The 13,144-nt window shown below is 68.7% G+C and carries 12 protein-coding genes; 7 read left to right on the forward strand and 5 right to left on the reverse strand.

The annotated features are described in order from the left end of the window. Nucleotides 1-36 precede the first annotated feature (36 nt). Nucleotides 37-1,089 carry an ABC transporter substrate-binding protein gene (locus J0695_RS22905; protein WP_206964175.1) on the forward strand — a complete coding sequence of 351 codons (1,053 nt, stop codon included), beginning with the start codon at nt 37-39 and terminating at the stop codon, nt 1,087-1,089. Nucleotides 1,090-1,097: 8 nt separating this feature from the next. On the opposite strand, the gene J0695_RS22910 is transcribed toward J0695_RS22905, so the two are convergent. Together J0695_RS22910 and J0695_RS22915 are read right to left on the reverse strand one after the other, a co-directional pair. Beyond that, nucleotides 1,098-1,775 (reverse strand): DUF7342 family protein, encoded by a 678-nt coding sequence (locus J0695_RS22910; RefSeq protein ID WP_206964177.1) that lies wholly within the window; start codon nt 1,773-1,775, stop codon nt 1,098-1,100. Next, a complete protein-coding gene (locus J0695_RS22915) occupies nt 1,772-3,406 on the reverse strand; it encodes an ATP-binding protein (protein ID WP_206964179.1) in 1,635 nt (544 codons plus the stop codon). The genes J0695_RS22910 and J0695_RS22915 overlap by 4 nt, the downstream gene beginning before the upstream one ends. Before the next feature lie 89 nt (nt 3,407-3,495). On the opposite strand from J0695_RS22915, the gene J0695_RS22920 reads away from it, so the two are divergent. From J0695_RS22920 to J0695_RS22940, 5 genes are all read left to right on the forward strand, one after another. Then, a complete protein-coding gene (locus J0695_RS22920; protein WP_206964181.1) occupies nt 3,496-4,515 on the forward strand; it encodes a LacI family DNA-binding transcriptional regulator in 1,020 nt (339 codons plus the stop codon). Nucleotides 4,516-4,638: 123 nt separating this feature from the next. Then, entirely contained in the window at nt 4,639-6,054 is a 1,416-nt protein-coding gene (locus J0695_RS22925; protein WP_206964191.1) for an extracellular solute-binding protein, read from the forward strand. Nucleotides 6,055-6,124: 70 nt separating this feature from the next. Then, on the forward strand, nt 6,125-7,084 hold the full coding sequence (locus J0695_RS22930) for a carbohydrate ABC transporter permease (protein ID WP_206964193.1): 960 nt from the start codon (nt 6,125-6,127) through the stop codon (nt 7,082-7,084). Between the two features lie 15 nt (nt 7,085-7,099). Next, the gene (locus J0695_RS22935; RefSeq protein ID WP_206964196.1) at nt 7,100-7,975 is read left to right on the forward strand and encodes a carbohydrate ABC transporter permease; all 876 of its coding nucleotides are present in this window, start codon (nt 7,100-7,102) and stop codon (nt 7,973-7,975) included. Between the two features lie 26 nt (nt 7,976-8,001). Next, nucleotides 8,002-9,600: a glycoside hydrolase family 13 protein gene (locus J0695_RS22940; RefSeq protein ID WP_206964197.1), complete on the forward strand. Its 1,599-nt coding sequence runs from the start codon at nt 8,002-8,004 to the stop codon at nt 9,598-9,600. Here the strand turns inward: J0695_RS22940 and J0695_RS22945 are convergent, their stop codons facing one another. Further along, nucleotides 9,601-10,863, reverse strand: a complete 1,263-nt coding sequence (locus J0695_RS22945; protein ID WP_206964199.1) for a citrate synthase — start codon at nt 10,861-10,863, stop codon at nt 9,601-9,603. Between the two features lie 71 nt (nt 10,864-10,934). On the opposite strand from J0695_RS22945, the gene J0695_RS22950 reads away from it, so the two are divergent. Continuing rightward, nucleotides 10,935-12,092, forward strand: a complete 1,158-nt coding sequence (locus tag J0695_RS22950) for a citrate synthase/methylcitrate synthase (protein WP_206964201.1) — start codon at nt 10,935-10,937, stop codon at nt 12,090-12,092. 80 nt (nt 12,093-12,172) lie between these two features. Here J0695_RS22950 and J0695_RS22955 read toward each other — a convergent pair whose 3' ends face one another. Both J0695_RS22955 and J0695_RS22960 read right to left on the reverse strand, forming a co-directional pair. Next, nucleotides 12,173-12,409, reverse strand: coding sequence for a hypothetical protein (locus tag J0695_RS22955; RefSeq protein ID WP_206964204.1), 237 nt, complete (start codon nt 12,407-12,409; stop codon nt 12,173-12,175). Between the two features lie 196 nt (nt 12,410-12,605). Beyond that, nucleotides 12,606-13,109 carry a DUF6082 family protein gene (locus tag J0695_RS22960; RefSeq protein WP_206964206.1) on the reverse strand — a complete coding sequence of 168 codons (504 nt, stop codon included), beginning with the start codon at nt 13,107-13,109 and terminating at the stop codon, nt 12,606-12,608. Between the last annotated feature and the right edge of the window lie 35 nt (nt 13,110-13,144).

Raw genomic sequence — 13,144 nt, forward strand, 5'->3', positions numbered from 1 at the left:
CTTTTCTCCCCTGGTACTCACAAGGACGTGTGAATCATGCGCAATTCCGTCAAGATCCCGGCACTGGCCGTCGCGGGCGTGCTCGCCCTCTCCTCGCTGACCGCCTGCGCCAACGACGCATCCACGACGTCGAGCGCCGGCCAGCCCGCGGGCAAGGTCAAGGGCGAGTCGGTCAAGATCATGGTGGGCGGCCTGGACAAGGTCATCTACATGCCCGCGATGCTCACGCAGCAGCTGGGCTTTTTCAAGGAAGAGGGCATCAACGTCGAACTGCTGACGGAGCCCGCCGGTGTCCAGGCCGAGACGGCGCTCGTCTCGGGTCAGGTGCAGGGTGCGGTCGGTTTCTACGACCACACGCTCGACCTGCAGACCAAGGGCAAGGCCGTCACATCGGTGGTGCAGTTCTCGCACGCTCCCGGCGAGGTCGAGATCGTCTCGAACAAGGCCAAGGACATCACCTCCCCCAAGGACTTCAAGGGCAAGCACGTCGGCATCACCGGAATCGGCTCCTCCACCGACTTCCTGAGCCAGTACCTCGGCGTCAAGAACGGTGTGAAGTCCAGCGACTTCACCCGGGTCGCCGTCGGCGCGGGCCCCACCTTCATCGCCGCGCTGCAGAAGGGTTCGATCCAGGCCGGCATGACGACCGACCCGACCGTCGCGCAGGTGCTGGACAAGAAGCTCGGCCACATCCTGGTCGACATGCGCACCCCCGCGGGCTCGCAGGAGGCGTTCGGCGGCCCGTACCCGTCCTCCAGCCTCTACATGCAGAGTTCCTGGGTTGACGGTCACAAGGAGACCGTCCAGAAGATGGTCAACGCATTCGTCAAGACGCTCAAGTGGATGTCGACGCACTCTCCCGAGGAGATCGCCGCCAAGATGCCCGCGGACTACGCCGCGGGCAACCAGAAGCTCTACACCGAGGCGATCAAGAGCACGCTGCCGATGTTCACCACGGACGGTGTGATGCCGGCGAACGGCCCCGAGACCGTCGAGCGCGTCCTGAAGGCGTTCAACCCGAACATCAAGAACGCGAAGATCGACCTGGCGAAGACCTACACCACCGAGTTCGCCAAGAACGCGGGCTGACCTGTCTGCTAGAGGCTCGCGACCCAGGCGTAGCGGTGCTCGGGGCGGCCGGTCTCCCCGTACTTGAGACTGAGCCGCACCCGGCCCGTGCGCTCCAGCAGCTTCAGATAGCGCTGGGCGGTCTGCCTGCTGACCCCGGACCTCTCGGCGATCTCCTGTGCGGAGAGAGGCCGTTCGGCGCCGAGCAGCACTTGGCGCACCAGTTCGGCGGTGGTGGGCGAGTGCCCCTTGGGGAGCTCGGACGAGCTCGCAGCCGAGAGCGCCCCGAAGATACGGTCCACCTCCGCCTGCTCCGCTTCGCCGCCCCCGTCCAGGGTGCGGCGAAGCGCTGCGTAGGCCTCCAATTTGGTGCGAAGACCGGCGAAGTTGAAGGGCTTGACCAGGTACTGGAGCGCGCCGTGACGCTGCGCCGCCTGTACGGTCGCGATGTCGCGGGCCGCCGTCACCATGATCACGTCGAGGTGCAGTCCCCGGCTGCGCAGCTCCCGTACGACCGCGAGACCGTTCTCGTCCGGCAGGTAGTGGTCGAGCAGCACCAGATCCACCGGGTGCGCGGCGACACTGGCCAGCGCCTGGGCCGCGGAGTGCGCCGTCGCGCTCACCCGGAAGCCCGCCACCTTGGCCACATAGGCCGCATTGATCTGCGCGACCCGGACGTCGTCGTCCACCACCAGTACGTCGATCATCGCGGCTCTCCTGCCGGGGCGAGGTCGGGTTCGGTCAGAGCCTCGGGGAGTACGACGCTGAACACGGCCCCGCCGTCCGCACTCTCCCCGGCCCGCGCGCTGCCGCCCTGCCGCTCGGCGAAGCGGCGCACCATCGCGAGCCCGAGGCCGCGCTTTCCGTGTGCCGGGAGCTTCTTGGTCGTCCACCCCTCGGTGAAGATCACCTCACGCTCCTCCTCGGGGATTCCGGGTCCGCTGTCGCTGACCCGGACAACGGCCGTACGGCCCTCCGTGTGCAGGGCGACCTCGACCTGTGCGGACGGTGAGCCGGACGCCGCGTCCAGGGCGTTGTCCACCAGGTTGCCCAGGATCGTCACCAGACCGCGCGGATCGACCAGCCGGTCGGGCAGCAGCGAACCGGCCGTGATGCGCAGCGAGACCCCGCGCTCGGCGGCGACGGTGGCCTTGCCGACCAGCAGGGCGGCGAGCAGCGGGTCGTGGATCTTCTCGGTGACCTGCTCGGCGGTGGCCCGGTGCACACCGACCACCTCGGTGACGAACTCCGCGGCCTCCTCGTGCATCTCCAGTTCGAGGAGGCCGAGCAGGGTGTGCAGACGGTTGGCGTGCTCGTGGTCCTGGGCACGCAGGGCGTCGATCAGCCCGCGGGTCGAGTCGAGCTCACGGCCAAGCTGCTCCAGCTCGGTGCGGTCGCGCAGCGTCGCCACGGCGCCTCCGTCGTCGGTGGGCATCCGGTTGGTGATCAGGACGCGCTGGCCCCGTACGGTCAGCAGGTCGTCGCCGGTCACGCGGCCCGCCAGCACGTCGGCGGTACGGCCCTCGCCGAGCGCCTCGTCGAGAGGGAGCCCGGTGGCCTCGGGGCCGAGTCCCAGGAGCCGCTGCGCTTCGTCGTTCATCAGCCGGATCCTGCCTCCCGCGTCGAGGGCGACGACGCCCTCGCGGATGCCGTGCAGCATCGCCTCGCGCTCGGCGAGCAGCGCGGAGATGTCGGAGAAGGCCAGGTCGTGGGTCTGGCGCTGGAGACGGCGGGAGATCAGGTACGCGGCGAGCGCGCCGACGGCGAGGGCACCGCCCGCGTAGGCGAGCAGACCGGGGATGGCCGAGACGAGCTGTGCGCGCACGCTGTTGTACTCGATGCCGACCGAGACCGCGCCGACGATCGTGCCGTCCGCGGTCCTCAGGGGCACTTTGCCGCGGGCGGAGCGGCCGAGCGTCCCCTTGTCGATCTCCATGACGTCGTCGCCGGCCAGGGGCTTCGCAGCGCTGGTGGAGACAACGCGGCCGATCTCGCTCGGCGTGGTGTGCGACCAGCGCACCCCCCGGGTATCCATCACCACGATGTACTCGGCCTTGGTGGCATGCCGTATCCGCTCGGCCGCCTTCTGTACGGGACCGCCGACCGTCGGTTTCGAGGTGAGCACTTCCTCGGCCAGTTCCGGTGAGGCCGTGGTCTTGGCGATGGCGAGCGCCCGCAGCATCGCCTGGTCGTCGAGCTGGTCGCTGAGCGGGCGCAGGAAGAGGCCGGTGGCCAGTACGGCGACGCCGGCCGCGATGGCCAGCTGCATCAGCAGCACCTGGGAGAAGACACGCTGGGGCAGACCTATACGGATCCGTCTGGGCTGCCGGGTGCTCATGTGTAAAGACGGTAAAGGGCGGGGTGCCGCATCCGGAAATTTCCCGGGTCACGCAAATAACTTGCACGGCTTGCGCTAATCTTGCGTGCATGACGCGACGACTTGCGCAGGTGGCACGGAAAGTTGGAGTCAGCGAGGCGACCGTAAGCCGGGTGCTCAACAATAAACCCGGGGTCTCCGACGCCACCCGACAGGCCGTGCTGTCGGCCCTGGACGTGCTCGGTTACGAGCGCCCCACCCAGCTGCGCGGCGAGCGTGCCCGGCTGGTCGGCCTGGTCCTCCCCGAGCTGCAGAACCCCATCTTCCCGGCCTTCGCCGAGGTCGTCGGCGGTGCCCTCGCCCAGCAGGGGCTGACCCCTGTGCTCTGCACCCAGACCAAGGGCGGGGTCTCGGAGGCAGACTACGTCGAACTCCTCCTCGAACAGCAGGTTTCCGGCGTGGTCTTCGCCGGCGGGCTCTACGCGCAGGCGGACGCCCCGCACGACCACTACAAGGTGCTCGCCGACCGCAAGATCCCTGTCGTGCTCATCAATGCGGCCATCGAGCACCTCGGCTTCCCCGCAGTCTCGTGCGACGACGCCGTCGCCGTCGACCAGGCCTGGCGCCATCTTGCCTCGCTGGGTCACGAGCGCATCGGGCTCGTCCTCGGCCCCACCGACCACATGCCCTCGCAGCGCAAGCTCGCGGCTGCCAGGAAGATCGCCGAGGAGCTGGGCGGCGAACTGCCGGACGAGCGGATCGTGCGGGCGATGTTCTCGCTCGAAGGCGGTCAGGCCGCCGCCACCCGGCTGCTCGATCAAGGCGTCACGGGGTTCATCTGTGCGAGCGACCCGCTCGCCCTCGGCGCGGTCAGGGCGGCGCGCCGCCGGGGTCTGTCCGTACCGCGTGACGTGTCGGTCGTCGGTTACGACGACTCGGCTTTCATGAACTGCACCGAGCCCCCGCTGACCACCGTCCGCCAGCCCATCGAGGCCATGGGCCGGGCCGCGGTGGAACTGCTGTCCGTGCAGATCGGGGGCCGTGCGGTCCCCTCCGACGAGCTGCTCTTCGAGCCCGAACTGGTGGTGCGCGGCTCGACCGCGCAAGCGCCGCGCGGCACAGCCCACTAACTGTCAACTATTTGCGGAATCTGCGCGACATCTTGCGGTCATGTGATGTCGGTGGTTGAGTGGCGCCGCCGCACAGCGAGCAGCTGTGGGCTTCCCGCGCTCATGCCCTCAAGGGGACCACCGATGAGAAGCACCTGGTTCCGCCCAGCACACCGCCGCACTGCCGCGGCCGCCCTCGTCTCCGCGCTTGCTCTGACCGCCCTCGCAGCCTGCGGCACCAGCAGCAGCGACAGCGGGAGCAAGGGATCAGGTGGCGGCAGTTCCGACCCGACCGCACCGCTCGACCCGAAGGCCAAGGTCACGCTGACCATGGACTGCATGCCTCCTGCCGCGAAGGCCGCCGAGCTGCGGCAGTGGAAGGAGGACGTCAAGACGTTCAACCAGAAGTACCCGAACGTCACGATCAACGGTAAGTCGACGACCGGCCAGTGCGAGGAGCCGACCCGCTTCACCGCCGCCCTCAAGGGCAAGTCGCAGCCGGACGTCTTCTACACCTACTTCACCGACCTGCAGCAGGTCCTGGACAGCGACGGCGCCGCGGACATCACCCCGTACGTCACCGCGAAGACCGTCCCGGCCCTAGCCTCCATCGACACCAACGTGCTGAACGTCCTCAAGAAGGACGGCAAGCTCTACGGGCTGCCCACCAGCAACTACACCATGGGCCTGCTCATCAACCGCAAGCTCTTCCAGCAGGCCGGCCTCGATCCCAACAAGCCGCCGACCACCTGGGACGAGGTGCGGGCCGCGTCCAAGGCCATCGCCAAGCTCGGCAACGGCGTATCCGGCTACGGCGAGTACAGCGCCGGCAACACCGGCGGCTGGCACTTCACCGCCACCATGTACGGCCTCGGCGGCGACATCGTCAGCGCCGACGGCAAGAAGGCCGCGTTCAACAACGACATGGGCAAGCAGATCGTCGGCAATCTGAAGGCCATGCGCTGGGACGACTCGAGCATGGGCAAGACCCAGCTGCTGAAGTGGGGCGATCTGCAGAAGCAGATCAGCACCGACAAGCTCGGCATGTTCCTCGCCGCCCCCGACGACATCACGTACATGGTCCAGCAACTCGGCGCCAAGTACGAGAACTTCGGCATGGGACCGATCCCCGGCGGCAAGGCCACGCTCTTCGGCGGCAACGACTACATGTTCAAGAAGGGCAGCACCCCGGACCAGATCAAGGCCGGTCTCGCCTGGGTGAACTTCAAGTTCCTCACGCCCGGCAAGGGTCAGTTCGACTGGGCGCGCTCCAAGAGCGACGCGCTCCCCGTGGGGCTGCCGCAGCCGAACCTCTGGACCGGTGACACCAAGGCCACCGACCTCAAGTCCCGGACGGACAACGCGACCATGCCGGTCGATAACTTCCGTACCTTCCTGGACAACCCGGTCATCGGCAAGGCCGAGCCGCCCAAGGCCCAGGAGATCTACAAGGTCCTGGACAACGTGATGTCGGGCGTCCTCACCAACAAGAACGCGGACGCGGGCAAGTTGCTCTCCACCGCCGAGACGCAGGTCAACCAGATTCTGGCCAACCAGTAACTGGCGTACGGGAGCCGGGACCCTCAGCGTCCCGGCTCCCCACCCGGCACCCCGGCACCAAGGAGCGACGATGTCGGCCCCCACCCTCTCCACCAGCAGCACCCCGTCGAAGCCCGAAGGGCCCGACCGCCCCGTTCCCGCGCACGCGCCGCGCGAGGCCTTCTCCCGCGCACTGCGGCGCAACATCTCGGCGCACGGCTTCCTGATCGGCGCCGTGCTCTGCTTCTCGTTCTTCTCCTGGTACCCGATGGTCCGCGAGGTCCTGCTGGCCTTCCAGAAGACCGAGGCCGGCAAGACCACCTGGGTCGGCCTGCGCAATCTCCGCTACATCGCCAACGACCCGGCGTTCTGGCAGGCCTGGCGCAACACCCTCCTCTTCACCGGCCTCGCCCTGCTGCTCGGCTTCGTGGTGCCGTTCGTCATCGCGATCGTCCTCAATGAATTCCGGCACGGCCAGAGCTATCTGCGACTGCTGGTCTATCTCCCCGTGATGCTCCCGCCGGTCGCCTCGGTGCTTCTCTTCAAATACTTCTACGACCCGGGGTACGGCCTCTTCAACGGCATCCTGCACGCCCTCCACCTCCCCGAACAGCAGTGGCTCCAGTCCACCAGCACCGCCATGCTCTCGGTGGTCCTCGCCGCCACCTGGATGAACATGGGGGGCGCCACCCTCATCTATCTCGCCGCCCTCCAGGGCATACCGGGCGAGCTGTACGAAGCCGCCGAGCTCGACGGCGCCGGGATTTTCCGGAAGATCTGGCACGTGACGATCCCTCAGACCCGTCTCATCCTCTCGCTGATGCTGCTGATGCAGATCATCGCGACGATGCAGGTCTTCGCCGAACCGTTCCTGCTGACCGGCGGCGCCGGCCCGGAGGGCTCTACGACGACCATCGTCTACCTCATCTACCAGTACGCCTTCAACTTCAACAACTACGGCGGCGCGGCGGCGCTCGGCCTGGTCCTGCTCGTACTGCTGGCCGGATTCTCGGCCGCGTACGTCCGGCTCAGCCGCGACAGCGACGACTAGAGCAGGAGTACGACGATGGCAGAGCGCACGCTCATATCGCCCGCCCAACTGGGCCGTCCCAGCGGCAAGTTCCTCTACTGGAGCGCACTCGTCGTGGTGCTCCTCCTCTTCACCCTGATCTTCCTCGGCCCCCTGTACTGGATGGTCACCGGCGGACTGAAGACCGCCCAGGAGTACGCGCAGTCACCGCCCACGGCCTTCCCCCACTCCGCGCACCCCAAGAACTACAGCGACGCGTGGAACGTGATGGACCTGTCCAAGCTCCTGTTCAACACGCTCTACTACGCCTTCGGGGCCCTCGCCTTCCAGCTGGTCTTCGACGTCGCGGCGGCCTACTCGCTCTCCAAGCTCAGGCCGATCTTCGGCAAGGTCATCCTCGGGATGATGCTGGCCACGCTGATGATCCCGGCGACGGTCCTGGTCGTACCGCAGTACCTCACCGTCCTCGACGTGCCGATCGTCCACCGCAATCTGATCAACTCGCCCTGGGTGATCTGGCTCCCGTCCGTCACCAACGCCTTCAACATCTTCCTGCTGAAGCGATTCTTCGACTCGATCCCGCGCGAACTCCTCGATGCGGCGTCCATCGACGGCGCCTCCCCGCTGCGCACCCTGCGCTCCGTCGTGCTGCCCATCTCCCGCCCGATCCTCGGCGTCGTCTCGATCTTCGCGGTGGTCGGTGTCTGGAAGGACTTCCTCTGGCCGCTGCTCACCCTCCCCGACCCGGCCAAGCAGAACCTCAACGTCGGTATCTACTCGCTGGCCCAGGGGGTGCCGGAGAACTGGCTGATCGCCGCGCTCGCGATGGCGTCGGCCCCGACTCTGATCATCTTCCTGATCTTCCAGCGCAACATCATGAGCGGCCTGACCGCAGGCAGCCTCAAGGGCTGACCGTCCCCTCCCCGAAAGGACCTCACGTGGCAGCCCCTCTCCCTGCCGGCCCCGGATCCGTTCCCGACGACTGGTGGCGCTCGGCGGCCATCTATCAGGTGTACGTACGCAGCTTCGCGGACGCGGACGGCGACGGCACCGGTGATCTCGCGGGCGTCCGCTCCAAACTTCCGTACCTCGCCGAACTCGGCGTCGACGCCCTCTGGTTCACCCCCTGGTACCTCTCACCGCTCGCCGACGGGGGGTACGACGTCGCCGACTACCGCACCATCGACCCCGCCTTCGGTACCCTCGGCGAGGCCGAGAAGCTGATCGCCGAAGCCGGTGAGCTGGGCATCCGTACCATCGTCGACATCGTGCCCAACCACGTCTCCGACCAGCACGTCTGGTTCAAGGAGGCGCTGGAGGCAGGGCCCGGCAGCCCCGAGCGCGAGCTCTTCCACTTCCGTCCGGGCCGCGGGGAGAACGGCGAACTCCCGCCCAACGACTGGCCGTCGCAGTTCGCCGGCGAGACCTGGACGCGGGTGGCGGACGGCGAGTGGTACCTCCACCTCTTCGCCCCCGAACAGCCCGACCTCAACTGGTCGCATCCGGAGGTCCGCCGCGAGCACGAGGACGTGCTGCGCTTCTGGTTCGAGCGAGGGGTGGCAGGTGTACGGATCGACTCCGCGGCGCTGCTCGCCAAGGCGGACGGGCTGCCCGACTTCGTCGAGGGGCGCGACCCCCATCCGTACATCGACCAGGACGAACTCCACGACATCTACCGGTCCTGGCGCAGGGTCGCCGACGAGTACGGCGGCGTCTTCGTCGGCGAGGTCTGGCTGCCGGATTCCGAGCGCTTCGCCCGCTATCTGCGCCCCGACGAACTGCACACCGCCTTCAACCTCAACTTTCTGACCTGCCCCTGGGACGCGGGACTGCTGCGCAGGACCATCGAGGAGACGCTGGAGGAACACGCTCCGGTCGGTGCGCCTGCCACCTGGGTGCTCGCCAACCACGACGTCACCCGGACGGTGACGCGGTACGGGCGCGAGGAGAGCGGCTTCGACTTCGCGGTCAAGACCTACGGGACCCCCACCGACCTGGCGCTCGGCACCCGCCGGGCGCGTGCTGCGGCCCTGCTCTCCCTTGCGCTGCCCGGCTCGGTCTATCTCTACCAGGGCGAGGAACTCGGCCTTCCGGAGGCGGAGATCCCACTGGACCGCATCGAGGACCCGATGCACTTCCGGTCCGGGGGGAGCGATCCGGGGCGTGACGGGTGCCGGGTGCCGTTGCCCTGGACCGCCCGGCCGCCGGCTGCGGAGCCCTGGCTTCCGCAGCCGGAGGGCTGGGCCGGGTACGCCGCCGAACTGCAGGCGGCGGACCCGACGTCGATGCTGAACCTGTACCGGACGGCGCTGCAACTGCGCCGCGGCGGTGCGGGGTTCGGGGACGGGCCGATGCGCTGGCTGCCGGCGGCTCCCGGTGTCCTCGCGTTCAGCCGGCCTGGCGGCCTGGTCTGCGTCGTCAATCTCGCGGGGGAGTCCGCCGAACTCCCCGGCCACCGCACCGTCCTGCTCAGCAGCGGCCCGCTGGACGGGGCGGGACACCTTCCGCAGGACACCGCGGTCTGGCTGCGGACCTGATCAGGGGAGCGGCTGGGGCGGACGCGGTCCGGTGTACTGACCACTGGGCCGCATCCGCAGCGGCCGCTCTCCGTACTCCTCCAGTGTGTGCGCGATCCAGCCCGCCGTGCGGGCCACGGCGAACATCGTCTCGCCTGCCTCGGCGGGCATGCCCGAGCTCACGGTCAGTACGGCCAGGGCCAGATCGACATTGGCGTACAGCTCGGTGTGGCGGGCTGTCGTGGCGACCACGTCGCGCGCCGCGGCCAGCGCCGGGGCCGCCTGTTCCATCTCTTCGAGTGCGGCGAACAGGGCCTGGGCGCGCGGATCTTCGCCCGGATAGATCCGGTGTCCGAGACCGGGGACGCGGCGGCCGGTGCGCAGATGGTCGGCGACCACGGGGGCCGCGCTGCCGCGCTGCAGGACCTCGGCGAGCATCCGGTGGGCGAGGCCGCTGGCCGCACCGTGCAGCGGGCCTTCGAGCACGCCGAAACCTGCCGACACCGCGGCGTACGGATGGGCTCGGGCCGAGGCCGCAACCCGTACCGCGAGGGTGGACGCGGCGAGATCGTGGTCGATGAGCAGCGCAAGTGCCAGGTCCAGGACCTGCAGTGACGTCTCGTCAGGAGGCTGTACGGTCAGCCGGGGCCAGATTCTGGCGGCCAGCGGTCCATCGCCGTGGTGCGCGGTGCCGAGCAGGGGGAGCGCGGTCACCAGGGTCGGGATGAGGGTGCGCGCGGTGGCGAGCACGGCTCTCTCCGACAGGTCGAACCGCAGCGGATCGGCGGCCGAGGCGGCGACGGCCGCCACCCGGAGCCGGTCCGTCGGGCCGCTGTGCGGGGGCAGTGCGTCGACGGCCCGGCGGGCCGCCTCGGCTGCTTCCGGGGGAGCGGTGAACCGGATGCCGGGCCGCAGCACTCCGGTCCACAGCCACTCGGCGACTTCCTCGTAGGAGTACGTGCGCGCCAGTTCTACCGCGTCCACTCCGCGGAAGTAGTAGTGGTCCTTGTCGATGAACGTGATCCGGGTCCGTACCGACAGCTCGCTGCCTCCTGTCGAGGACTCCCGCCGCCCGCGCCGCACCAGGGCGTCGACCTCCTTGGCGTCGAACGTGCTGCCCCGGCTGCCGGGCCCGCGACGGCTGGAGAGCTGGCCGCGGCTCACATACGCGTACACGGTCTCAGGCTTCACCCCGAGGCGCTCCGCTGCCTCCCTGGTGGTCAGCCGCCGATCTTCCACTCGTTCTTCCGACCCATGATCCGTCACGATACTCACCGTACTCATATTGATTGAATCAATATTGACAAGTATTAAGTCAAGCATGGATGGTCGAATCAAGAAACAGGGAGGAACAGATGTCGATCACCACAGCACCGGCCCAGGCCCCGGCGCCGCGTGGACTCGCGGGCGTAGTCGTCACCGAGACCGCACTCGGCGATGTACGGGGCGCGGAGGGCTTCTACCACTACCGCCAGTACTCCGCCGTCGAACTCGCCAGGACCCGGAGTTTCGAGGACGTCTGGTACCTGATGGTCCAGGGCGAACTCCCCTCCCTCGCCGAGCGCGAGGCGTTCACCGCACGGACCGCCGCGCTGCGGACACTGCCTGATGAGGTCCGTGAGGCGCTCCCGGCGATCGCCCGTGCGGGATCGGGCCCCCTCGCCGGTCTGCGCACCGCGCTCTCCCTGTTCGGGGCGTCCGCCGGCTTCCGTCCGGTGTACGACATCACTCCCGGTCAGCGCGCCGACGACGCCCTCGCGGCCTGCGCGGTCGTCCCCACGCTCCTGACGGCGCTGCACCGCATCGGCCAGGGTCTCGCCCCCGTAGCGCCGCGCGCCGACCTGCCCCACGCGGCCAACTACCTCTACATGCTGACCGGTTCGGAGCCGGACCCGGTGCGGGCGCGCGCAGTCGAGCAGTACCTGATCTCCACCATCGACCACGGCTTCAACGCGTCCACCTTCACGTCCCGCGTGATCGCCTCCACCGGAGCCGATGTGGCGGCCTGCCTGGTCGGCGCGGTGGGCGCCCTCTCGGGCCCCCTGCACGGCGGCGCCCCCAGCCGGGCCCTGGACACGCTCGACGCCATCGCGACCCCGGAGCGCATCGACCCCTGGATCCGTGAACGCGTCCTCGCCGGCGACCGCATCATGGGATTCGGCCACCCCGTCTACCGTACGGAGGACCCGCGTTCGCGGATGCTGCGCGGCATCGCCCAGCAGTTCGGCGGACCGCTGGTGGACTTCGCGGTGCAGGTGGAGGCACGGGTGGAGGCGATCCTGGCGGAGCTCAAGCCGGGCCGCGAGCTGCACACCAATGTCGAGTTCTACGCCGGCGTGGTCATGGAGCTGTGCGGCCTGCCGCGCGAGATGTTCACACCGACGTTCTGCGCGGCGCGCGTGGTCGGCTGGAGCGCGAACATCCTGGAACAGTCGGCGGACTCCAAAATCATCCGCCCGGCGGCGCGTTACGTGGGGCCGGTTCCGCCGCACCCCGTCCCGGCCGCGGCCTGACACCGCTGTGGCCTGACACCGCTGTGGCCTGACACCGCTGTGGCCCGGCACCGTCGCGGTGCCGGGCCACAGCCGCACGGTCATGCGTCGGGGATGTCGGCCTTCGCACGGATGAGGGTCTCGCGGGAGACGATCACGATGCGTTCGTAGTCCCCGCGCGAGGCGTCGGCGGGCAGTTCGCCGTCGAGTGCCGCGGTGGCATCCGTCCCGATCACGGCGAAGTTCCCGTCGCTCAACTCGAACAGGTCGGGGCAGTTCTGCCCTGAGAGGCTGCCGCGAGCGCGGGGAGGGACACCGATGCGGCGCACGATCTTCAAGGGATACCGGTCCTCAGTATGCGGGGGCTGGCGCGGTCGCGACAATCGGGCGCAACGGTATCGCGCCAATGCCCCAAGATCGGCACCGGGGTGCCACAACTCAGCGTGCCGCAGAGCGAGTTGAGCCGGATGGCGGTTCCTGGGTCACTGGAATGGGTGAGGTGGTCAGGTTGACGAACAGGCGCACGGGGCGGCCTCAGTCGTCGGGCGGCTGTCCCACGATCCACCAGCCGCCGTCCTCCGACTCGTCCAGATCGCGGAGCAGGCTGTCCACCATCCGTCCGATCTCGGCCTCGTCCGAGGTGGCGTCGAGCGTGGCGCGATGATGCTCCGTGGCCAGCCAGTAGTCGCGGCAGATCTGGTTCTGGAAGATCCCGCGAAGGTATCCGAACATCTCCTTGCGGCTCACGATGCCGACCCGGTGGGCGAGGAGGGCATTGGTGTACAGCGCATTGGCGAAGAGGTACTGCCGCTGGACCTCTGACGGAATCTCCTCGTCGTAGGTGTCCAGCACAGCTGCCAGCCCCGGGTCGTCCATGGCCTTGCACAGCAGGTCGAAATGGAGACGCTGTTGCTGGATCAGTTCGGTGTGCCGACGCCGGCGCGCGCCGCGTACTGCCGAACTCCCGGCAGCGGCGAGCGCCAGGCAAGCCGCGGCTGCAGATCCGAACCCCCGCATCCCCGAGCTCTGTGTGGCCATGTCAACCCCCGAATCAGGCGACCACCACCGCCCGG

This window comes from Streptomyces beijiangensis, from assembly GCF_017315755.1.
GTDB classification, from domain to species: Bacteria; Actinomycetota; Actinomycetes; order Streptomycetales; family Streptomycetaceae; genus Streptomyces; species Streptomyces beijiangensis.